This window comes from Rhizobium sp. 007, assembly GCF_015353075.1.
Taxonomy (GTDB): domain Bacteria; phylum Pseudomonadota; class Alphaproteobacteria; order Rhizobiales; family Rhizobiaceae; genus Rhizobium.
In genome coordinates this window covers 1,924,174-1,946,870 of sequence record NZ_CP064187.1, presented here as the reverse complement: position 1 = coordinate 1,946,870, position 22,697 = coordinate 1,924,174, and the positions used below count along the sequence as shown (strand labels likewise).

20 protein-coding genes and 1 riboswitch are annotated in these 22,697 nt (G+C 62.1%); of the genes, 15 read left to right on the top strand and 5 right to left on the bottom strand.

Translation table 11 applies throughout. The annotated features are described in order from the left end of the window. Positions 1-209 precede the first annotated feature (209 nt). Positions 210-1,112: a universal stress protein gene (locus ISN39_RS09845; protein WP_194729923.1), complete on the top strand. Its 903-nt coding sequence runs from the start codon at positions 210-212 to the stop codon at positions 1,110-1,112. A gap of 73 nt (positions 1,113-1,185) precedes the next feature. Next, a complete protein-coding gene (locus tag ISN39_RS09840; protein WP_194729922.1) occupies positions 1,186-1,995 on the top strand; it encodes a sulfite exporter TauE/SafE family protein in 810 nt (269 codons plus the stop codon). 43 nt (positions 1,996-2,038) lie between these two features. Here ISN39_RS09840 and ISN39_RS09835 read toward each other — a convergent pair whose 3' ends face one another. Then, entirely contained in the window at positions 2,039-2,311 is a 273-nt protein-coding gene (locus ISN39_RS09835; protein WP_194729921.1) for a hypothetical protein, read from the bottom strand. 67 nt (positions 2,312-2,378) lie between these two features. Here ISN39_RS09835 and ISN39_RS09830 point away from each other — a divergent pair, with 67 nt between their 5' ends. Then, positions 2,379-3,320, top strand: coding sequence for a LysR family transcriptional regulator (locus ISN39_RS09830; protein WP_194729920.1), 942 nt, complete (start codon positions 2,379-2,381; stop codon positions 3,318-3,320). A 103-nt stretch (positions 3,321-3,423) separates the two neighbouring features. Continuing rightward, positions 3,424-3,579, top strand: a complete 156-nt coding sequence (locus ISN39_RS09825; RefSeq protein WP_039845170.1) for an entericidin A/B family lipoprotein — start codon at positions 3,424-3,426, stop codon at positions 3,577-3,579. 6 nt (positions 3,580-3,585) lie between these two features. Here ISN39_RS09825 and ISN39_RS09820 read toward each other — a convergent pair whose 3' ends face one another. Continuing rightward, entirely contained in the window at positions 3,586-3,936 is a 351-nt protein-coding gene (locus ISN39_RS09820) for a hypothetical protein (RefSeq protein ID WP_194729919.1), read from the bottom strand. A gap of 95 nt (positions 3,937-4,031) precedes the next feature. Further along, complete coding sequence (locus tag ISN39_RS09815; protein ID WP_194729918.1) at positions 4,032-5,027, bottom strand: glycine betaine ABC transporter substrate-binding protein; 996 nt, start codon at positions 5,025-5,027, stop codon at positions 4,032-4,034. A gap of 592 nt (positions 5,028-5,619) precedes the next feature. Between ISN39_RS09815 and ISN39_RS09810 the strand changes: the two genes are divergently transcribed. Next, positions 5,620-7,074 carry a cobyric acid synthase gene (locus ISN39_RS09810; protein ID WP_194729917.1) on the top strand — a complete coding sequence of 485 codons (1,455 nt, stop codon included), beginning with the start codon at positions 5,620-5,622 and terminating at the stop codon, positions 7,072-7,074. Here ISN39_RS09810 and ISN39_RS09805 read toward each other — a convergent pair. Further along, positions 7,071-8,861, bottom strand: a complete 1,791-nt coding sequence (locus tag ISN39_RS09805; protein ID WP_194729916.1) for a chloride channel protein — start codon at positions 8,859-8,861, stop codon at positions 7,071-7,073. The two genes, ISN39_RS09810 and ISN39_RS09805, sit on opposite strands and share 4 nt — an antisense overlap. Positions 8,862-9,024: 163 nt before the next feature. After that, positions 9,025-9,420: riboswitch (cobalamin riboswitch) on the top strand. Between the two features lie 316 nt (positions 9,421-9,736). Between ISN39_RS09805 and cobU the strand changes: the two genes are divergently transcribed. The 4 genes from cobU to cobO are packed head-to-tail and all read left to right on the top strand — an operon-like array spanning position 9,737 to position 15,905. After that, entirely contained in the window at positions 9,737-10,261 is a 525-nt protein-coding gene (cobU, locus tag ISN39_RS09800; RefSeq protein WP_194729915.1) for a bifunctional adenosylcobinamide kinase/adenosylcobinamide-phosphate guanylyltransferase, read from the top strand. A gap of 4 nt (positions 10,262-10,265) precedes the next feature. After that, the gene (gene cobW / locus ISN39_RS09795; RefSeq protein ID WP_194729914.1) at positions 10,266-11,315 is read left to right on the top strand and encodes a cobalamin biosynthesis protein CobW; all 1,050 of its coding nucleotides are present in this window, start codon (positions 10,266-10,268) and stop codon (positions 11,313-11,315) included. A gap of 9 nt (positions 11,316-11,324) precedes the next feature. Continuing rightward, on the top strand, positions 11,325-15,254 hold the full coding sequence (gene cobN, locus ISN39_RS09790) for a cobaltochelatase subunit CobN (RefSeq protein ID WP_194729913.1): 3,930 nt from the start codon (positions 11,325-11,327) through the stop codon (positions 15,252-15,254). A gap of 18 nt (positions 15,255-15,272) precedes the next feature. Next, a complete protein-coding gene (cobO, locus tag ISN39_RS09785) occupies positions 15,273-15,905 on the top strand; it encodes a cob(I)yrinic acid a,c-diamide adenosyltransferase (protein ID WP_194729912.1) in 633 nt (210 codons plus the stop codon). Positions 15,906-15,912: 7 nt separating this feature from the next. On the opposite strand, the gene ISN39_RS09780 is transcribed toward cobO, so the two are convergent. Continuing rightward, entirely contained in the window at positions 15,913-16,725 is an 813-nt protein-coding gene (locus tag ISN39_RS09780; protein WP_074070299.1) for a TSUP family transporter, read from the bottom strand. Positions 16,726-16,825: 100 nt separating this feature from the next. Here ISN39_RS09780 and ISN39_RS09775 point away from each other — a divergent pair, with 100 nt between their 5' ends. The 6 genes from ISN39_RS09775 (at position 16,826) to cbiB (ending at position 22,573) form a co-directional block, all read left to right on the top strand. Beyond that, complete coding sequence (locus ISN39_RS09775; protein ID WP_074070300.1) at positions 16,826-17,245, top strand: cobalamin biosynthesis protein; 420 nt, start codon at positions 16,826-16,828, stop codon at positions 17,243-17,245. 70 nt (positions 17,246-17,315) lie between these two features. After that, the gene (locus ISN39_RS09770) at positions 17,316-18,266 is read left to right on the top strand and encodes a nucleoside hydrolase (RefSeq protein WP_194729911.1); all 951 of its coding nucleotides are present in this window, start codon (positions 17,316-17,318) and stop codon (positions 18,264-18,266) included. Positions 18,267-18,451: 185 nt separating this feature from the next. Beyond that, positions 18,452-19,294 (top strand): uroporphyrinogen-III C-methyltransferase, encoded by an 843-nt coding sequence (gene cobA / locus ISN39_RS09765; RefSeq protein WP_194729910.1) that lies wholly within the window; start codon positions 18,452-18,454, stop codon positions 19,292-19,294. Beyond that, positions 19,291-20,598: a cobyrinate a,c-diamide synthase gene (locus ISN39_RS09760; protein WP_194729909.1), complete on the top strand. Its 1,308-nt coding sequence runs from the start codon at positions 19,291-19,293 to the stop codon at positions 20,596-20,598. The genes cobA and ISN39_RS09760 overlap by 4 nt, the downstream gene beginning before the upstream one ends. Next, positions 20,595-21,596: a threonine-phosphate decarboxylase CobD gene (gene cobD, locus ISN39_RS09755; RefSeq protein ID WP_194729908.1), complete on the top strand. Its 1,002-nt coding sequence runs from the start codon at positions 20,595-20,597 to the stop codon at positions 21,594-21,596. The genes ISN39_RS09760 and cobD overlap by 4 nt, the downstream gene beginning before the upstream one ends. Then, a complete protein-coding gene (cbiB, locus tag ISN39_RS09750; RefSeq protein ID WP_194729907.1) occupies positions 21,593-22,573 on the top strand; it encodes an adenosylcobinamide-phosphate synthase CbiB in 981 nt (326 codons plus the stop codon). Before cobD ends, cbiB begins: the two co-directional genes overlap by 4 nt. Positions 22,574-22,697 lie beyond the last annotated feature (124 nt).

The window sequence follows — 22,697 nt, the reverse complement described above, 5'->3', positions numbered from 1 at the left end:
CCATTTCATTTCGGCCTGGGCGGCCGTGGGGCCAATGACGCTAGGGTTGTCATGAAGTGCATGGAATAGTTCCTACCGTCACTTCCATGGCAACGAGTGATTGCGTGCTAACAAGTGTGCAGCGTTTGCTAGCCATGGGACACAGGAGTAAACTTTCAAACGTGATCGACCGGGAGCGAGGTGGGAGCACTCGCGAAAGGAGGCCCGGTATGAGCAATGCGACCGTAAACGACACCCCGCGGAAACCGCCCCCGGCAGAAGCCGGTGTCATCTTCGCCGGCCATGTGCGGGAAGTGACCGTCCATGCCGACGTTCTCGCTCTGCTGCCCGATCCGGCAACTGCGCAGCCTTGCCTGGATATCGCAGAAGACGCCGCCCGCGCCATCCACGGCACCATGGCCGTGGCCCATGTCGGTGCGGATCCGGAACGGATGATCGCCGCGCCCGAGGAGATCGATCTGCAGATGCTGCGCGACCTGGCCGAAGGCTCGCCGCAAGAGCGGTTCGAGCGGGTCGCCCGCGCCTTCGAGGATTGGAAGCAGGGCAAGCCCAGCCGAGAACGGCTCCTTCTCGATGACTGCCGCGGCGATCTCAATCGCTGCGTGACCGCCGAAGCCCATGAGACGGCGCTCGTCGTCGCCCCATGCCATGGCAACATGGATGCCCGCGACGCTTTTCACGATCTCCTTTTCAATGAGCACAAGCTGGTATTGGCACCACCTGCCGATGCCTATGCCGGCAATCTGCTGGGGCATGTGGTGATCGGCTGGAAACCGCATGATCATGCGCAGGGTGCCGTCGCCGCCGCCAGGCGCTGGCTGGCTGCGGCCGATCGCTTGACGGTTCTATGCGTCAACGACAAACCGGACGGAAGCTACCAGTCAACGGCAAGGGAATTGCTAGATCAGCTGGGGCTTGACGGCGACGTCGTTGCAATCAGCTCGGGAAGCCGGTCCGTCGGAGAGGCGATCCTCGATTTCGCCAAGTCGGTGGATGCGACGTGCCTTTTGATTGGCGCTTTCAACCATGGCTATTTCCTGGAGCTGCTGCTCGGCCGTGTCACTCACTACCTGCTGTCGCATTCGCCACATCCAGTGATGATGAAGCATTAGCGGCGGCGACGCTTGATCTCGCCTGCGCCAAGAAAAGCCGCTACAAAGTCGGTACTTCCATCTGGCTATATCGATGACACACGAAACGGCGGCCGCATCTCAATCGCGCAACTTACCCATGGCATTCGCGGGAGGCGCAATTATTGGCGCGCTCGGTGGGCTGATCGGCCTCGGCGGCGCGGAATTTCGTTTGCCGTTGCTGATTGGCCGCTTCAATTTCGCGGCCCTGGAAGCCGTCATTCTTAACAAAGCCATGAGCCTCGTCGTGGTCGCGACGGCCCTGCCGCTCCGTGCCGGAACGGTGCCTTTCGCCGTTATCGCCGAAAACTGGCTTATCGCCGCCAACCTGCTCGCCGGAAGCCTGCTTGGTGCATGGTGTGGGGCCGGATGGGCAACGCGCCTGAAATCGGAAACGCTCTACAAGGTTATTGCCGTCCTGCTCGTTGTTATCGCGGCGGTGCTGGTCCTCGGCCATGACGCTCGTGCAGGTCAGCCGGTTCTGACTGGGCCGTTCCAGCTGATCGCGGGCGTGATCGCAGGCTTCGTCATCGGCGTGGTAGCCTCGCTGCTCGGCGTGGCAGGCGGGGAATTGCTGATACCGACTTTGGTGCTACTGTTCGGCGCCGATATCAAGCTGGCCGGAAGCCTCTCGCTCGCGGTGAGCCTGCCGACGATGCTTGTCGGCTTCACCCGCTACAGCCGGGATCAGAGCTTTTCGGTTATCCGTCGCAACAAGGCATTTCTGCTCGTGATGGCGGCGGGATCGACTGTCGGAACCTTCATCGGCGGGTTACTTCTCAGCATTGTACCGAGTGTGTTCCTATTGCCTACGCTTGCCGTGATCCTCCTGATTTCAGCGTTGAAAGTCTGGCGGCATCAATAGTTCAAGTGAGGGCACACCCCCGACTTGCACACCTAGGAGCCAGCTACACGTTGCGATGATAGCTGGCGGCGGACGAGCCGGGCGTGAACCGCATTTCATGCAGTGTCTGTATCGCCAAACGTGCAGAACTCTGGTGAGGAGAAGGTTGCGTGCCTCCTTCTCGGGTATTGTTGAGCGCATATGGGTCGACATCAGCGATCAGGTGGCTGGGCAGCGCGGTCATCTGCCGCATAGTGTTCTCCCAGGTGGTGCGCTGCAGTTGCCTTGCCCTGAACGCAAAGAAGATGTCCAGAATGCTGTGTGCAGCCTCGGTCATTATGGCCTCCTTTGTTTATCGAGCCATGTTGCTAAAATAGCTTTGCGTTGACTTTCAAACAAACGAAATGATATGGTGTTTAATATCAGAAAAATTGAAAGATGCGACGATGACTATGCCCTTTCGCCGCCCGATCCCGTTGCTCGACAATGATGTTCTGAGAACCTTTGTCGCCATTGCGGAAACGGGTAATTTTTCGACTGCAGCCGAGGCTGTGTTCCGCACGCCGTCGGCGGTTTCCATGCAGATCAAGAAGCTCGAGGAACAGCTCGGCGCGACGCTCTTTTTGCGTGATGCGCGTTCGGTGACGCTGACGCAGCACGGTGAGCTCTTGCTGACTTACGCTCGCAATATCTTGGCGCTCTCCAACGAGGCGGTCTCGCGCTTCATCATGCCGGAACTCAGCGGCGTCGTGCGGCTCGGCGCGCCGGAGGATATCGGCGAGCGGCTGCTGCCAAGTATCCTGAAGAGCTTCGCGGAGAGCTATCCGGGCATCATGGTCGACGTGACGATCGACATGAGCATCGGCCTCAAGAAGCGCATGGAAGAGCAGAGGCTGGATCTGGCGCTGATCAATTGCGCCACGCGGCCGTTTCCGACCGGCGGGGAGATCGTGTTTCGTGAACGCCTTGTCTGGGCAGGCGCCAAATGCGGTACTGCCCACAGGCGCGATCCCCTGCCGATCTCGATCTGGGAGGATGGCTGCATCTGGCGCCAGGAGGCACTGGCGCAGCTTGAGCGTAACAAGCGGCCTTACCGCGTCGCCTATCTCAGCGGCCATACGATGGCGCAGCGCGCCGCCGTGCTTTCCGACCTTGCGATCGCGCCGCTGCCGCGCTCCTATGTGGCCGACGGCATGGTGATGCTCGGTGCGCAAGAAGGCCTGCCTGAACTCGGCTCGTTCGACATCCGGCTGCTGACGGCCTCCCAGCTCTCGGGGCCTATGGAGGCGGTCGCCGACAGCATCCGCTTTGCTTTCGCGGAAAAGGCAAAGGCCGCCGCCGCTTGATCCGGACGGCGAGGAACTTTAATGGATTTCGGCGCGTTGAACGGCGAGAGCAGCATGCTGCCTCGGCCGCGCGATTTCTAGTTTGCAAAAGAGGATTTCCAAAATGACGATAACGGTCAAAATCGGCGCAGCGCTGATGCTGCTTCTGGCGCTTTCTTCCTGTGGCAATACCATCCGTGGCGTGGGCCGTGATACGGCAAACGCCGTCAACGCGACGCAGGATGCCGGCCATTCGGTCAACCGCGCCGCACGCCGCTAAATCTTTTCAGACCGTTGCGGCAGGATAGGCGCGTTCGAGGCCGCCCGATCGGTTGAGGCCAGTGCGGAAAGCAAGATAGGCCGGATGCTGGCTTGATTTCGCCGCTTCGGTCAAACGGATCTGAAGCCGCGCCGGCGCGGCTTCACCAACCCACATTCCGGTATTTTCAAGTTTCAGTGAATTGAGAAAGGGCGCAGCCGCGGCCAGATCCAGATACCGATGCAAGCCGTCGATCAGGCTGTCGTCCTGCGCTGCATTTTCCATGAGCAGCGCAAGATACGACCTGTCCGCTTCGGAAGCGCCTGCAAATTTGCTGGCAACAGTGTCGCGATCGGGAAAGGAAGCGGCTGGCGTCATCGGTCATCCATTGCGTTGCTGCCATGGCCCGGCAGTCGTTTGACTAGAATATGCCGTCAGCCTAGGAGCGATAGCCTACGCGAGGCTGGAATTGCTCAAAGAGCGGCCTTCACCTTTTCCGCGACGTCAGCCGGCATCCACCGTGTCCAGAGTTCGGGGTAGTTGCGCAGAAAATAGAGCGCGGCGTTCTCGCTGCTTTCCCGGTTTTCGTCCTGCCACGCCAGAATGTCGTTTATGGTGTTGTTGTCCCAGGTGCGGGAGCGCAAGTAGGCGAGTTCCGGACTGGCACGGTCGGCAAAGGCCTTGGTGACGACGGTAAAGGCCTGGGAGACGGGATAGGCGTTAAGCTGCGGACGCGCGCAGCCTTCGACCGAGGTGCAGGCCAGCCATTCCGCCTTATCGTGGCTGACACCCATACTGAGCCGTGTCATGTCGTATTTGCCGAGGATCGCCGTTGGTGCCCAGTAATAGCCGAGCCAGCCAACTTTGGCGTCGAAGGCTGCGCCGATCGAATCGTCCAGGCTTTGCGGGCTTTCGCTGTCGATCAGCTCGAAACCGGCCTTCTCGCCGTTCAAGGCCCTGAAGAGATTGGCTGTCGAAATCCGGCAGCTCCAGCCCGGCGGACAATTGTGGACGGCGCCCTTGGCGGCATTTTTCGGCGCGGGGAAGAGGTCTGGCCGTTTCAGGGCATCCTGTACGGAGCGGATGTCGGGATTTGCATCGGCGATGAATTTCGGGATCCACCAGCCTTCGATTGCGCCATCCGACAAAATCTCGGAGGCCTGGATCAGGCGCCCGCTCTTCACTGCCGCCTCGAGTTGAGTCCTGACGGACGCGGTCCAGAGTTCCGGTGCGATATCGGGTTCGCCCTTCTGATCCATCGAAGCAAAAGTGGGCACGGTATCGCCGGCCACGGTCCTGACATTGCATCCATAGCCGTTTTTGAGAATGAAGCTGTCGAAATTGGCGGCAATCGCCGCCGAGGCCCAACTCATCTCCGCGATCGAAACATTACCGCAATCAGCCTGCGCGGCGCGGCCGCCGGCGACGAGACATACGGCAATAAACAGCCAAGCCAGGATGATCTTCATCGCTCGTTCCCCGATTTTTGATGCTGACATGCAGCTTTTGGATGTAATACTAACCGCCCAATGCGTTCGTTCAATGAATGCATGCAGCAGTTTGGCCGTCGCAATTTCAGGTGCCATGCGTTTTTTTGCATCGCGATCGCCGGCCTGGGACATTCCGATTACATCCCAGCCTACGCCTTTGACATGGCAATTGAAATCCGCTTGCGGCCGAATTTTTTTGAGCTAAACGACTGATTTGAATGAGCTAATATTCCCACTGATCCACGAGCGAAAGTCTGCATCGAGCTTGACCTCAATGAACTGCATGCGGATCGAGAATCGGTAAAATGTCAAAAAAGGTCAAAATCCACCATTGCTGAGTTCCGCAATAACACTCCGGTAAGAATGTCACGCTATCAGTTGAACCACGGCGGGGGACAACCGCCGCTTTCTCCGGATCAGGTAGTGCGTCCCGGAGAATACGAGTTTCGCCGTGTATTGGCGAATACGCCAGAGTTTTCGGCAGACCGCGCGGCGCCCGCCAGCCCGCGCGGTTTTCGCATTTCGGACAGACGATTGACCGCGGATCGTACCGCGTTGTAGGCCTCATCGCATGACCAAGGCGATCATGTTGCAGGGAACCGGCTCGGATGTCGGCAAGACGGTGCTCGTTGCCGGGCTTTGCCGGCTTGCGGCCAATCGCGGCCTCAAGGTGAAGCCTTTCAAGCCGCAGAATATGTCGAACAACGCGGCTGTTGCCGATGACGGCGGGGAGATCGGCCGGGCGCAGTGGCTGCAGTCGCTTGCGGCGCGCACGTCCTCGTCGATACACATGAACCCGGTTCTCCTCAAGCCGCAATCCGAAAACGGCAGCCAGATCATCGTGCAGGGCAAGGTCTTCGGGCAGGCGAAGGCCCGTGACTACCAGAGGTTAAAGCCGCTGCTTCTTGAACATGTCCTGCAGAGTTTTACGATCGTCTCGGAAGGCGCCGATCTCGTCATCGTTGAGGGCGCGGGCTCGCCGGCCGAAATCAACCTGCGTCCCGGCGATATCGCCAATATGGGCTTTGCCACCCGCGCCAAGGTGCCAGTCGTGCTCGTGGGCGATATCGATCGTGGCGGCGTGATCGCCTCTCTTGCCGGCACGCACGCGATCCTTTCGGATGACGACCGGGCGATGATTTCCGGTTATATCATCAACAAGTTCCGCGGCGATGTTTCGCTCTTCGATGAAGGCAACGCAGCGATCAATCGCTTCACCGGATGGCCGTGTTTCGGCGTGGTGCCCTGGCTGAAGGCCGCCGCCCGCTTGCCGGCGGAGGACTCCGTCGTGCTGGAGCGCCTCGCCAGGGGCGCCTCCGGTGCGTTGAAGATCGCCGTACCGGTTCTGCCGCGCATCGCCAATTTCGACGATCTCGATCCTCTGCGTGCCGAGCCCGATGTCGAGCTCGTCTTCGTGAAGCCGGGAGACCGGCTGCCGGGCGATGCAGCGCTGGTGATCCTGCCCGGGTCGAAATCGACGATTGCCGACCTCCGTGATCTGCGCGCTGCCGGCTGGGACCGCGATCTGGAGACGCACATCCGGCGTGGCGGGCGCGTCATAGGCATCTGCGGCGGGTATCAGATGCTCGGGCGCACGGTTCGCGATCCGCTCGGCATCGAGGGGGCGAGCACTGTGACACCGGGTCTTGGATTGCTTGATGTCGAGACCGAAATGGCGCCGGAAAAGACCGTGCGGAACAGCCTGGCGGTCTCGGCCGAACACGGCGTTCCGCTTGCCGGCTACCAGATCCATTTGGGCGTCACGACCGGGCCGGACTGCGCCAGGCCATCAGCGGTGATCGACGGTGTGGCCGATGGCGCGGTATCTGCTGGCGGCCGGATCATGGGCACCTATCTGCACGGCCTTTTCGGCAGCGATGCCTATCGCGGCAAGCTTCTCGAGAGCTTCGGCCTATCCGGCGAACGGCGGAGCTACCGTCAAAGCGTCGACCAGGCGCTCGACGAGGTCGCGGACGAACTCGAAATCCATCTCGACAAAGGCTGGCTGGCCGGGCTTCTCGGCTAGATTTCGCCGGAGACCTCGCGGCGCCTGCGGTCGAGCTCTTCGCTGTAGCGGCGCAGCGTATAGCTTTCGCTGAGCTGGCCGACGACGCGGCGCTCGATCAGATTGTTGAGCACGGCGAGTGCTTCGCTCTCCGTCTTGTCAAAGATCGCCGCCGCCTGCTTTGCGTTCATCTGCGGCTGCAGGAAGTCGTTCCGGTAGCGGATGAAATCCTTCAGATCCTTGCCCTCGTCGTCGGTGGCAACCGGGCTCGCGTAGATTTCCGGAACGAGCACGATGCCGGCATATTTGTCGGAGTCGTCGACGAGGATGACGCGCTGCCTCGATCCGATCGGGAAGGCCTTCTTGAAATCATCAATCGTGATGCTGACCTTCGCCGTTTTCACGTCCGAGCGCATCAGCTTGTCGACCGTCAGATTGCGGATCCAGCCGACATCATGGGCGCTGCGGATGCTTTCGCCACGAAGATGAAAACGCCATGTCGCGAAGGAGTAGCCGAACGTGTTGCGCACGACGAGCGACGAGGTGATGACGGCCGCAAGTACCAGCGCGGTGATCGGAAAGTCCCCGGTTATCTCGAGCGCCAGGAACGTCATCGTCAGCGGCCCTCCGATGACCGCAACGGCGAGCGAACTCATGCCGACCACGGCATAGATCACGGGCGTCAGCGTCGCATGGGCGAAATAGGGGGCAGCATAGGCGAAAAGCTTGCCGAGCAGAGCGCCCATGAAGAGTGAGGCGAAGAAGAGGCCGCCCCTGAAGCCGGAACCGATGGAGATCGCCGATGCGAAGGATTTCAGCAGGAGAAGACCGACCAGGACCGGGATGGCAACATCACGGCCAAGGTTCAGATGCAGCGCGCCATGGCCCGCCGAAAGCACCTGCGGCGTAATCATCGCCAGAAGGCCGACGACGATGCCGCCGAGCGCCGGGCGAAGCGGCGTCGGAACCGAACTCTTGCGCGCCAGCTCCTCGATGAAGGCTACGCCCTGCATGATCAGGATGCCGACGCCGGCGCTGAAGGCGCCAAGCAACAGGGCAGGGATATAATCAGCCGGAACCACCGTGCCGAACTCCCCGACATCGATCATGAAATCGCTTCCCGCCAGCAGGCGCGCGACGAGCGTCGAGACGAGCGCGGAAACGACGACCGGCGTCAGCGACACGATCGTGTAGGTGCCGATGATGAGCTCGAATGCATAGAAGGCGCCTGTCAGTGGTGCGTTGAAGGCCGCGGCGATCGCACCGGCGGCGCCGCAGCCGACAAGGACGCGCAGATCTGCACGGCGGAGCTGCAGCTTCAGTCCGAGCTTGGAGGCGATACCCGCCGCGAGCTGGACATAGCCCGCCTCGAGGCCGACGGAGGCGCCGAAGCCGTTCGAAACCAGATTCTGCACGGCGACGATGATGCTATCCGTCAGCGACAGCCGTCCGCCATGCAAAGCGTTCGCTTCGATGGGATCGACCATGGGCTTCTTGCGGGTTCTCGCGAGGATGAAAAACAGAAGGCCGAGCAGCATCCCGCCGCAGACCGGCGCCATCAGAAGCAGGAATTTGTCGTTTGTCTGCGATGAACTCAGCCGTTCGATGTCGCTGATGCCGAAGATCAAGCGATGCAGCTCGCGCGAGAGGAGGCTCATGCCGGTGACAGCCAGGCCCGACGTCACGCCGACGGCGATCCCGGCGAAGACCATGCCCATTTCACTGCGGCGGGCAAGCGCACGAAGCCGCCCGGCGTCGAGCAGGCGGTAGAGCCGGTAGAGGCGCGGGAAATTCAATTTCGTGAGCATATGCAAAGAACTAGGTGGCGGCCAACAGCGTCAAGGGCGAGAGGGGCGCTTGCTCCCGAAATGTGGCGAAAGCCCGGCGCGAAAGGCACCGCGAATTGGAAGCTGTTCGCCGCCGGTTTCATTTGGGTGCCCGCAATTGACTTCGGAAGGCGGCTTGCCTAACGATGAATTACTTACGGATGGTTCCGGGACGGCAGATGCCGTTCCGGATGAAAAGGGAATGTGAAGGGACGGACCCAAGCCGGGCGTCTTCATCACAGCCGACCCCGCGACTGTAGAGCGGTCAGGGTCTTCCGTCCGGCGTTCAGGCCATTTCACGGCTCCTTTCGCATGTTGCGGATCAGGTGAAGTGGCTGGGGCGCCGGAAAAGCCACTGGAAATGCATTGTGATCAGCCGGGGCAGGACGCCTCTATTTCTACGAATCGTCCGCCTTTTCACGAGAATGCAGCCGGGAAGGCGAGGAAGATCCACTGGCGCGATCAGGGGCGACCTTAGATGGTCGCCCCGGTCGGCCGACACCCGCGAGCCAGGAGACCTGCCATGCGTGCCGGGCGAAGAGCCCATTCTGGGCATTGTTCCCCGCTGCCAGCACGGAGGTTGTCATGGCTGAACGATGGAATTCCATGCCGCATTTTGTGGCGTCTTTGCGGGACACCGCACTTTCGACTTCCCGCATTCCTGTCCTCGGGTTTAACCCGAGGATTGTCACAAGAAACCCGCCACGGCGCGTCCGCGCCGTAAATGAAACAGCCATCTCGAGGGTGTCTTCCGCGCCCAAGGACTTGGGGGCACTGGATTCCTGTGACAAGCACAGGAATGAGGGTTGGCTGCGCCATACCTCGGCAGAGCCGTTTCTTACGCCGCAGGCCTCCAGATGACTCATCCCACATGCGGCACCGCCTTCGTCCTCGGCGGCGCGCGTTCCGGCAAATCCCGTTTTGCTGAGCAGCTGATTGCCGATAGCGGGCTTGAGCGCCACTACGTTGCGACGGGCCGGGCCTGGGACGAGGAGATGCGTCAGCGGATCGAGAGCCACAAAACCGATCGCGGCCCACTCTGGACGACGCAGGAGGAGCCGCTGGAGCTCGTCCCCCGTCTTTCCATTATCGACCGCGAGGACCGGGCGATCCTCGTCGATTGTCTGACGCTCTGGGTCACCAATCTGATCATGGAGGAGCGCGACATGGCAGCGGAATTCGCAGCACTTGCCGCTTGGTTGCCGAAGGCAAGAGCGCGGCTCGTCATCGTTTCCAATGAAGTCGGCCTCGGCATCGTGCCGGAAAACCGCATGGCCCGGGATTTCCGCGACCATGCCGGACGGCTGCACCAGATGATAGCGGCGGAAGCCGCGGAAGTGTATTTCATCGCGGCCGGTTTGCCGCTGAAAATGAAGGGTTGAACCTATGAGCCAGCAGAAGATCCCCGCAACCGTCATCACCGGATTCCTCGGCGCCGGCAAGACGACGATGATCCGCAACCTGCTTTCCAACACTGGCGGCAAGAAGATCGCGCTGATCATCAACGAGTTCGGCGATCTCGGCGTCGATGGCGATGTATTGAAGGGCTGCGGCGCGGAAAACTGCACTGAGGACGATATCATCGAATTGACCAACGGCTGCATCTGCTGCACCGTTGCCGACGATTTCATTCCGACGATGACGAAGCTTCTCGAGCGCGCCCAGCGTCCGGATCACATCGTCATCGAAACCTCCGGCCTTGCCCTGCCGCAGCCGCTCGTTGCCGCCTTCAACTGGCCGGATATCCGCAGCGAAGTGACCGTCGATGGCGTCATCACCGTCGTCGACAGCGCGGCCGTCGCGGCCGGCCGTTTTGCCGACGATCACGATGCGGTGGATGCGCGCCGCGCAGACGACGCCTCGCTCGATCATGAAAGCCCGATCGAAGAACTCTTCGAGGACCAACTGACCTGCGCCGACCTCATCGTGCTCAACAAGACCGATCTCCTTGACGGCGAAGGGCTCAGCCGCGTGCGCCACGAAGTGGCCTCCCGCATCGCCCGCAAGCCGGCGATGATCGAGGCGAGGAACGGCGAGGTTCCGACAAGCGTGCTGCTCGGCCTCGGCATCGGTACTGAAGAGGACATCGGCAACCGCAAGTCTCATCACGAGCTGGAGCATGAGGACGGCACGCCGCACGATCACGACGAGTTCGACAGCTTCGTGGTCGACCTTGGCCCGATCGACGATCCGGCAGGCTTCACCGAGAAGCTGAAAGGCGTGATTGCCGAGCACGATGTTCTGCGCCTGAAGGGCTTTGCCGATGTCGCGGGCAAGCAGATGCGGTTGCAGGTCCAGGCCGTCGGCAGCCGTATCGACCAGTATTTCGACCGCGCTTGGGCGCCGGGCGAAGCGCGCGGCACACGGCTTGTGGTGATCGGATTGCACGAGATGGATCAGAATACCGTCCGCAAGGCCATCCAGGCACTCGTCTAAGGCTCGGCCATGCATCTGCTTCTTGCCCAGAGAGGAACGATCAGCGACGGCGACGAGGCGATCGACCTCGGCCAATCGCCCGCCGATATCCTGTTTTTGTCTGCGGCGGATACGGAGCTTGCGGCGATCGCCGCGGCTCACGCGCAAGGCGGAAGGCCTTTCACGCTCCGGCTCGCCAGCCTGATGAGCCTCAAGCACCCAATGTCCGTCGATGCCTATGTCGAGCGCACGGCGAGGTGCGCAAAGCTGATCATCGTCCGGGCGCTTGGGGGCGCGAGCTACTTCCACTACGCGCTGGAGGCGCTGCATGCCTGCGCGGCGCGGCATGGTGCGATGATTGCGGTGCTGCCTGGGGATTCGAAGCCGGATGCCGGATTGACGCCATTTTCGAACGTGCCGCTCAACGATCTCAACGCGCTCTGGGCTTATCTGATCGAAGGCGGCGACGGGAATTCGCGAAGCTTTCTCGATTACGCGACGGCGATGCTCTCCGGCGATGAGAAGCCGGGCGCGGCTGCGCCGCTGATGAAGGCGGGTATCTGGTGGCCGGGTCGAGGTGTGATTGGGGTTGAGGAGTGGAAAGTTGTTTCCGCGTGCGGTATCCCAAACTCGAAGGAAGAGGCCGGATTCAAACCCACCGTCGCCATCAGCTTCTACCGCGCGCTCGTGCAAAGCGGCGAAACGGCCCCCGTCGAAGCGCTCATCGAAGCGCTGGCGGCGGAAGGCCTGCGCCCTCTGCCGATCTTCGCCTATAGCCTCAAGGATCCGCTGTCGACCGGCATTCTCGAGCGCATCTTTGCAGAAGCGCCGCCCGAGGTGGTGATCAACACCACCGGCTTTGCCGTGTCTGCGCCCGGCGCCGATCGCGCGCCGAGCGTGCTTGAAACAAACGGCGCCGTCGTTCTCCAGGCGATTTTCTCCGCCACATCCAAGGAGGCGTGGGCCTCGTCATCGCAAGGCCTTTCCGCCCGCGATCTCGGCATGAACGTCGCGCTACCGGAGGTCGATGGCCGCGTGCTGGCGCGGGCCGTTTCGTTCAAGTCTGCCGCCCGTTACGACGCGGCCGTCGAGGCCAATATCGTCGCCAGCGAGCCGGATACCGATCGCATGCGTTATACGGCGAAACTCGCCGCCAACTGGGCGCGCCTCCGAAACAGGCAGCTTGCGGGGCGGCGCATCGCGCTGGTGCTTGCAAACTACCCAAACCGTGACGGACGCCTCGGCAACGGCGTCGGCCTCGATACGCCAGCCAGCACGATCGAGGTGCTGAAGGCGATGCGGGATGCGGGTTACGCTGTTTCCGGTTTCCCGGCTGATGGCGATGCGCTGATGCGGCACCTCGCCGAGGGGCCGACCAATTCCGGACACGATGGCAAGGTGATCCGCGAGACGCTTTGCTTGAATGGGTACAAAGCGTTCTTCGCATCTCTTCCGAAAAAGATTCAAGACGAGATTGCCGCCCGCTGGGGGGACCCGGCGTCCGATCCCTATTTCAAAGACGGCAGTTTCGCCCTGCCTTTCACCCGCTTCGGAAATCTCCTCATCGGCATCCAGCCTGCACGCGGCTACAACATCGATCCGAAGGAAAGCTACCATTCACCGGACCTCGTGCCGCCGCATGGCTATCTCGCCTTCTATGCCTTCCTCCGCGAGGAATTCGGCGCCGATGCCGTGATCCATATGGGCAAGCACGGCAATCTGGAATGGCTGCCGGGCAAGGCGCTGGCGCTGTCTCCGGAATGTTATCCGGAAGCGATCCTCGGCCCGCTGCCACATCTCTATCCCTTCATCATCAACGACCCGGGCGAAGGCACGCAGGCCAAGCGGCGCTCGAGTGCCGTGATCATCGATCACCTCACGCCGCCGTTGACGCGGGCCGAGAGCTATGGCCCGTTGAAGGACCTGGAAGCGCTGGTCGACGAGTATTACGAGGCCTCCGGCGGCGACCCGCGGCGCATTCGGCTGCTCGCCAAGCAGATCCTTGATCTCGTCGCCGATATTGGTCTCGACCGGGATGCGGGGATCGCCAAAGGCGAGAGCGGGGACGAGGCGCTCAAGAAGCTCGACGCCTATCTTTGCGATCTGAAGGAAATGCAGATTCGCGATGGCCTGCATGTGTTCGGTGTTGCGCCGCAGGGCCGGTTACTGACTGATCTCACGGTGGCACTGGCCCGCGTTCCGCGCAGTTTGGGCGAGCGGGGCGATGCCAGCCTGCACCGGGCGATTGCGGCAGATGCGTTTTTTGGGTTCCCTCTTTTCCTGCGCGGGGAGACGATGTCCGCCAGGACAGATGAGGGGGTAAGCGACAAAAGGAGCGAACGAGCAGGCGCCAGCCAGGCCGAACATTCCGCCCCCTGCGTCTCGTCCGACCCTTCGGGCCACCTTCTCTCCGTTGGGGGACAGTCGCTAGCCTTCGACCCCCTCGATTGCGATATGTCGGCGCCCTGGCTCGGTCCGCGGCCCTCGCTGTTGGTAGAGACCTGCAATACCCCCTGGCGCACCAACGGCGACACCGTCGAGCGCATCGAATTGCTTGCCGCAGAACTGGTCGCCGGTGAAATTCCATGCCCGCCAGACTGGCCGGCAACCCAATCGGTTCTCACCGAGATCGAAACCCGCCTGAAGCCTTCCATCCTCGCCTGCGGCAAGGCTGAAATCGCGGGCCTTCTTCGCGGTCTCGACGGCCGCTTCGTCGCTCCCGGTCCTTCCGGCGCGCCGACGCGCGGGCGGCCGGACGTGCTTCCGACAGGGCGGAATTTCTACTCAGTCGATAGCCGCGCCGTTCCGACGCCTGCAGCCTTCGAACTTGGCAAAAAATCCGCCGAATTGCTCGTCCGGCGCTACGTTCAAGACCATGGCGACTGGCCGGTCTCGTTCGGGCTGACGGCCTGGGGCACATCGAACATGCGCACCGGCGGCGACGATATCGCGCAAGCGCTGGCGCTGATCGGCGTCAAGCCGGTCTGGGACATGACCTCGCGGCGCGTCACCGGCTACGAGATCATTCCGCCTGCGCTGCTCCGGCGCCCGCGGGTCGACGTGACGCTGCGCATCTCCGGCTTCTTCCGGGATGCCTTTCCCGAACAGATCGCGCTATTTGACAGGGCAATCCGCGCTGTAGGTGCTCTGGATGAAGATGCCGCCGACAACCCGATCGCCGCCCGCATGCGCGGCGAAGCCGCGCGCCTTGCCGCAGCCGGCCTCGATGAGGCATCCGCACAGAAACGCGCCGGCTACCGCATCTTCGGCTCCAAACCTGGTGCTTATGGTGCGGGCCTGCAGGCTTTGATCGACGAAAAGGGCTGGGAGCGGCGGGCCGATCTGGCGGAATCCTATCTTGTCTGGGGCAGCTATGCTTACGGCGCGGCGGAGGAAGGCAGGGCCGAACGCGGCGTCTTCGAGGAGCGCCTGCGCTCCATCCAGGCCGTGGTGCAGAACCAGGACAACCGCGAGCATGACCTGCTCGACAGCGATGATTACTACCAATTCGAAGGCGGCATGGCGGCCGCGGCCGAACAACTGGGTGGAGTACGTCCCGCGATCTACCACAACGATCACTCGCGGCCCGAAAAGCCGGTGATCCGCTCGCTGGAGGAGGAGATCGGTCGCGTCGTGCGCGGGCGTGCGGTCAATCCGAAATGGATCGATGGCGTCATGCGCCATGGCTACAAGGGCGCCTTCGAGATCGCCGCGACGGTCGATTACCTCTTCGCTTTTGCAGCGACGACGGGTGCCGTCGGCAACCACCATTTCGAGGCCGTCTACCAGGCCTTCGTCGCCGATCCGAAAGTCCGCGATTTCATGGCGGAGAAGAACCCGGCGGCGCTTGCGGACATGAAGGAGCGGCTGCTCGAAGCGATCGAGCGCAGGCTCTGGACGCCGCGCAGCAATTCGGCGCGCTTCGATCTCGCACCGTCACGTCACACAGAAACGGCATAAGGTTTAGAGGGAAGAACAATGAGCGAAGAAGCAGTGGAAAGCGGCGAGAAGGACGATGCACGTCACGCCGAAAAGATGGCCAAGAAGAAGGCCGCGCGCGACAAGATCATGGCCACGAAGACCGACGAGAAAGGCCTGATCATCGTCCATACCGGAAAAGGCAAGGGCAAGTCGTCGGCCGCCTTCGGGATGATCTTCCGACATATCGCCCACCGCAAACCGTCTGCCGTCGTGCAGTTCATCAAGGGCGCGATGTGGACCGGCGAGCGCGACCTGATCGAGAAGCATTTCTCCGACGTTTGTCAGTTTCATACGATGGGCGAAGGCTTCACCTGGGAGACGCAGGACCGCGCGCGCGATGTTGCAGCGGCGAGGGCTGCGTGGGAGAAGGCGAAGGAACTGATCCGCGACGAGCGCAATTCCATGGTGCTGCTCGACGAGATCAATATTGCGCTCCGCTATGACTATCTCGACGTCAACGAGGTGGCCGCATTTCTCAAGGCCGAGAAACCCTATATGACTCACGTCGTGCTGACCGGCCGGAACGCCAAGGACGAGCTGATCGAGATCGCCGATCTGGTCACGGAAATGGAGCTGATCAAGCATCCGTTCCGCTCCGGTATCAAGGGACAGCCCGGCGTGGAGTTCTGATGGCGGATCAATTTCCCGGCAGGTAATCGGAGGCCATTGCCAGGCTCCAGAGGCGGAGAGGGTTCGTCGGGTCGGACAGAAGCTTGATCGTGAACGCGATGCAAACCGTCACGAGCAGTGGTTTGATGAGCTTGGCGCCGGTGCGCATCGCAAGCCGTGAGCCGACCTGTGCGCCGAGGAACTGGCAGACACCCATCATCAGCCCGACCGTCCAGAGCGTTGCTCCGAAGGAGGCGAAGACGATGAGCGCGCCGATATTCGAGCCAAGGTTCAGAAGCTTGGTATGCGCCGTCGCCTTCAGCATGCCGAAACCTGCAAGCGTCACGAAGGAAAGCATGAAGAAGGAACCCGTGCCCGGGCCGAAAACTCCGTCGTAAAAGCCGATCAGCGGCACGAAGGTCATGCCGAAGACGAAAGGCGTGATGCGGCGGTGGGTATCGAGGTCGTTGAGGTTTGGCTTGAAGGCGAAATAGAGCGCGATCGCGATAAGCAGCACCGGCATGATGGCGCGCAGGACATCGCCGGGCACGATCGTCGCAAGGGCCGCACCGAGCGCACCGCCCATAGCCGCCATCATGGCCATCGGCAGTTGTTCTCGAAGGTTCACATGGCCCTTGCGCGCATAGGCGATCGTCGCGGACGCTGCTCCGAAAACGGATTGTACCTTGTTCGTGCCGAGCGTCTGGAGCGGCGGAATCCCTGCGATCAGCATCGCCGGGACGGTAATGAGCCCGCCGCCGCCGGCGATGGCATCGACAAAGCCGGCAAAAAAGCCGGCAAGGCAGAGGAGAAGAAGAAGATGGGGTGCGATATCGGACACGGCGGAACTCGAAGGCAGGACTGAAGTCCGCGCCATGTTGCATTTCCGGCTTCCGGCTGCAATGGCTGGAAGGACACGCATGCATTTCAAAATAGGGCCGATGACAGGGATCACGTTCGATATTTCACGCCGCCATGTCCTCGGCCTCGGTTGCGAGCGCGGCACGCCGCCCGACGAAGTCATGGCGCTTGCGGCCGAGGTTTTGTGGCTGGGCGGTCTGGCGCCCGGTGAACTCGCCGCGATCGCGTCGATCGACGGCCGGGCCGGGGAGCCTGCTATTATCGAGGCCGCCAGGCATTTCGGCGTGCCGATGCTGTTTTTCAGTGCCGCACGCCTTGAGGAAGAGACGCCGCGCCTTAAGAATCCATCCGACATCGTCTTTGCCCGGGTCGGCTGCCACGGCGTTGCCGAGTCGGCTGCGCTTGCCGCTTGCGGCCGCAACGCAGAGCTTGCGGTGCCCAAGATCAAATCTGCGCACGCAACTGCGGCGATCGCCCGCATGCGGTTGCAGAAAGAATAACGGGCGCTATGGTGTCGCCACTTCGCGAGGCGTTTTCCGGCACGCGGCGAACAGCATAAAAGGAAATCTCATGCACAAGGTCATTTATGACACGGACCCGGGCGTCGATGACGCCATGGCGCTCCTCTTCCTGCATCGTCACCCCGACGTCGATCTGATCGGCATCACGACCGTTTTCGGCAATGCCTCGATCGAAGCGACGACGCGCAACGCGCTGTTTTTGAAGCGCGAATGGAATATTTCAGCCCCCGTCGCCAAGGGTACGGGTACGACGATCGATCCGTCGCGCAAGGAGATCGACTGGCCGACCTTCGTGCATGGCGACAATGGCCTCGGCAATATCGACGTGCCGGAAACGGTCGATGTGCCGCTCGATCCGCGCCCGGCCTACCGGTTCATCGTCGACACCGTGCGCGCCAATCCGGGCGAGGTGACGCTCGTTGCCGTCGGCCGCATGACGAACCTTGCGCTGGCCCTGAAGGAAGATCCGGAGATCGCCAAGCTCGTGAAGGCCGTCGTCATCATGGGCGGCAATTTTTATGTGCCGGGCAATGTCTCGCCAGTCGCAGAAGCCAATATTCACGGCGATCCGGAAGCTGCCGACATCGTCCTGACCGCTCCCTGGAAGGTTGTGGTCATCGGCCTCGACGTGACGGCGGTCACGACCATGAGCCGGCGCTATCTCGCCGCTGCCGCCGCAGAGGGCGACAGGGCCGTCAAACTGCTGAACGATCTCTCGCAGTTCTACATCGATTTCTACGCGCATGCGGTCGATGACGGAATGATGGTCCACGACAGCTGCGCCTGCGTCTATGTCGTGGCGCCGGAACTCTTTTCGACCATCACAGGTTCTGTTCGCGTCGTCTGTGGCGGTATTGCCGACGGCCAGACGATCTTGAAGCCGGACGGCCGCCGCTTCCCGCCCGGCGATTGGGACGGCCTGCCGAGCCAGATCGTCTGCACCGGCGTCGAGTCGGAAAAGGTGATCGGCCTCGTTCGCGAGACGCTGCTGCGCGCCTGATGAATTGCCGACCGGCCGGCGTCTCCTCCGGCCGGTTCTTGCTGAATCCGATCAATGGGATGGCTTGCTTTCCTTAAGTTCGGATTCAACCCTTTCCAAAATTGAGTCAGTTTTCACCCGGCAGCCTGTGGTCGGCTTTCACCGTTGCCGTTGACCTTGCCTGCTGCCGGGCATAGATCACCTGAATGATCGAAAGCGCATTCTCCCATCTGCCGGCGCTGGAGCCGGGCAGCGTCTGGCTCGTCGGCGCCGGGCCGGGCGATCCTGGCCTGCTGACGCTGCTTGCCGCTAAGGCGATGGCGGAAGCCGATTTGATCATTCACGACGCGCTGGTGAACGAGGAATGCTTGAGGCTCGCGCGGCCCGATGCCGTTCTCGAATATGCCGGCAAGCGAGGCGGCAAGCCTTCCGCGAATCAGCGGGATATCTCGCTTCGCCTGGTCGAACTTGCGCGCTCCGGCAAACGCGTGCTGCGGCTGAAGGGCGGCGATCCCTTCGTCTTCGGCCGTGGCGGCGAAGAGGCGCTGACGCTGGTCGAGCACAACATCCCGTTCCGCATCGTGCCGGGCATTACGGCCGGGATCGGCGGGCTCGCCTATGCTGGCATTCCAGTCACCCACCGCGACATCAACCATGCGGTCACGTTCCTCACCGGCCATGATTCTTCCGGCATCGTGCCGGATGCGATCAATTGGGAGGCGATCGGCCGCGGTTCGCCGGTGATCGTCATCTATATGGCGATGAAGCATATCGCCCAGATCAGCGCCAACCTCATCACGGCGGGCCGCAATCCGTCGGAGCCGGTCGCCTTCGTCTGCAACGCGGCAACCAGCGGGCAGCAGGTTCTAGAAACGACGCTTGGCGAAGCACCGGGCGCCGTCGCGGCGTCCGGCTTGGAGCCGCCTGCAATTGTCGTCGTCGGCGAGGTCGTGAGATTGCGCCCGTCGCTCGATTGGCTGGGTGCTTTGGCGGGGCGCAGGCTACAGCCCGATCCGTTTCGCCGCACCGGAGGGAAGGTGACGGCATGAGCGGGTTGCTGATCGCTGCGCCGTCCTCCGGCTCCGGCAAGACTACGATCACGCTCGGCCTGCTTCGGGCGCTTCGCAACCGCGGTGTTGCGGTCGCTCCCGGCAAGGCCGGCCCGGACTATATCGATCCTGCCTTTCACTCCGCCGCCAGCGGCACGCCTTGCCTGAATTTCGACGCCTGGGCCATGCGGCCCGAGTTGATTTCCGCCAATGCCGCGCTGCACCGGTCCGGCGATCGCATCCTGGTCATTGAGGCGATGATGGGCCTCTTCGACGGTGCGGCCGACGGCAAGGGGACCGCGGCCGATCTCGCCGCCATGCTTCGCCTATCCGTCGTGCTCGTTGTCGACGCTTCGCGCATGTCGCATTCGGTCGCGCCGCTCGTCAGCGGCTTTGCGAGCTTCCGCGCCGATGTCCGCATCGCCGGCGTCATTCTCAACAAGGTCGGCAGCGAGCGGCACGAGACGATGCTGCGCCAGGCGCTCGATGCGATCCGCATGCCGGTCATCGCGGTCATCCGCAGCGACAAGACACTGGCGCTTCCGGAGCGGCATCTGGGCCTCGTGCAGGCGGGCGAGCATCAGGGGCTGGAGGACTTTATCGAGCATGCTGCCGAAGCCGTATCCGACGAGTGCAATTTCGAGTTTCTTCTGCGCACCGCGCGCCAGGGTCTCAACGTTCCCTCGGCGGCGAATATCCATCGGCTGGCGCCGCTTGGAAGCCGGATTGCCGTTGCCCGCGACATCGCCTTTGCCTTTTCCTACGAACATATGCTGCTCGGCTGGCGCCGCCGCGGGGCAACGATCGCCTTCTTCTCGCCGCTGGCCGACGAAGCACCCGCTGCCGATGCCGACGCGATCTATCTGCCGGGCGGCTATCCGGAACTGCATGCCGGAGAGATCGCGGGTGCGCAGAATTTCCGTCGGGCGATGATCGAGGCTGCAGGACGCGGCACGCGCATTTACGGCGAGTGCGGCGGCTACATGGTTCTTGGCGACGGGCTGATCGATGCCGGCGCCACGCGGCACGAGATGCTCGGCCTGCTGCCGCTTGTGACCAGCTATGAAGAGCGCAGCCGGCATCTCGGCTATCGCCGCGTTCAGCCGGTCGACGGGGCATTCTTCGACCATGCCATGACGGCCCATGAATATCATTACTCCACTGTCGTTCGCGAAGGCGACGCCGACAGGCTCTTCACGGTGAGCGATGCTCTCGGCATCGGTCTCGGTGAAGCCGGCCTTCGCCGCGGCCAGATCGCTGGGTCTTATATGCATCTGATCGACCTTGCCGGAGCCGCCGCATGAGTGTTGCGATCCTGCATGGCGGCGGGATCTCGGCCGCCGCCGCTGCCTTTGGCGGAAGGCCGCAGGATTGGCTTGATCTATCGACCGGCATCAATCCGTGCCCGGCGGCGCTGCCGGACATTCCTGCTGAATCCTGGCATCGCCTGCCGGACAAATATCTGGTGCAATCGGCCGTTGCCGCTGCCAGCGACTATTACCGCAGCGGCGATCTCCTGCCGTTGCCTGTTCCAGGCACGCAATCGGTGATCCAACTTCTGCCCAGACTGGTTGAGCCCGGCAGGCGAATCGCGATCGTCTCGCCGACTTATGGCGAATACGACAAGGCGTTCCGGTCAGCCGGCTTTATCGTGGATGCGGTCGATGGGATCGGGGCTGTCGACGACCGGCACGCGCTTGCCGTCGTCGTCAATCCGAACAATCCCGATGGCCAAAGCTATAAGCCGGACGAGCTAGCCGCGCTGCATGACCGGCTGAAAGGGCAGGGCGGCTGTCTCGTCGTCGACGAAGCCTTCGGCGATGCTGAGCCGAATTTGAGTCTCGTGCCTCTGGCATCGCGGTTTTCAAATCTCGTCATCTTCCGTTCGTTCGGAAAGTTCTTCGGACTCGCAGGTCTGCGGCTCGGCTTCGTCGTGACTGCAAGCGATATCCGCGCGCGTTTCGAGGATTGGCTCGGCCCTTGGGCGGTGTCCGGCCCGGCGCTGTCGATTGCCGCGTCCTTGCTGCGGTCGGATACGGCTCCGATCATCCGCAAGATCGCCGAGCGCCAGGATGCCTTGGAGGGCGTGTTGAAAGGCGCCGGTTTGGAAATGACCGGCGGAACTCGGCTCTTTTCGCTCGTCGAAGACAGCCGCGCAGGCCGCATTCACACGCATCTCTGCCGCCACCATATTCTCGTCCGCAAGTTCGACTATGCGCCGGAATGGCTGCGTTTCGGCCTCCCGCCCGATTTCGCCGCCGACAACAGGCTTGTGGTCGCTTTGGAAAGTTTTGACGGATGACGATCGACGAAAATCTCCTCGTGCTGTTGCTGGCGCTCCTTCTCGACCGGATCGTCGGCGATCCGGATTGGCTGTGGTCGCGGCTGCCGCATCCCGTCGTCCTCTTCGGCAAAGCGATTTCCAATTTCGACCGGCAGTTCAACAGCGAGACGCTGACGAAGGCCGAGCGGCGGCTGAACGGCACCGTCTCGATCACGGTGTTGTTGGCGTTCAGCGCCGCCGCCGGGCTCGTGCTGCACTGGTTCTTCGGACTGTTCGGCTTTGTGGGAATTCTTCTCGAAGTTGCCTGCGTCGCGATCTTCTTGGCGCAGAAGAGCCTTGCGGATCACGTGTCTGCGGTGGCGGAAGCCTTGCGCGGCGAGGGGATCGTCGGCGGTCGCAAGGCCATCTCCCGCATTGTCGGGCGCGATCCAGAAACACTGGACGAGCCGGGCATTTGCCGTGCGGCAATCGAAAGCCTCGCCGAAAACTTCTCCGACGGCGTCGTTGCACCGGCGCTCTGGTATGTCGTCCTCGGCCTGCCCGGCCTCTTCCTCTACAAGATGCTGAATACCGCCGACTCGATGATCGGACACAAGTCGGACAAGTACATCGATTTCGGCTGGGCCTCGGCTCGCCTCGACGATCTGGCGAATTGGCCGGCCGCCCGTCTTGCCATCGTGCTGATTGCCGCTGGCGCCTGGCTTCGGCGCGGCGCAAGCGCCAGCCGCGAGGCCTTCCAGGTTGCGATCCGCGACGGCGGTCTGCATCGCTCACCGAATTCCGGCCGGCCGGAAGCGGCCATGGCCGGTGCACTTGATGTTCAATTGGCAGGTCCACGCGTCTATTCCGGCATTGTCGTCAGCGAACCGATGATCAACGGCGCGGGCCGCGGCACCGCCACCGTCAAGGACGTCGAAGACGGGATCGCAGTATTCAATGCGAGTTGCATGATACTGGCGATCGCCGTGTTTCTGGCATTCGTCGCTCTGCTTTGACTGTGCTTCGCAGGAGAGTTGCGGCGCTATCCAGGTAAGAATGCTGGCCTGGTGTTCCGAGCCTTTATGCGAATTGCTGTTTCGGCAACAGTTGCCCGTCAAATTTGAAAGCAGATCATGCGAA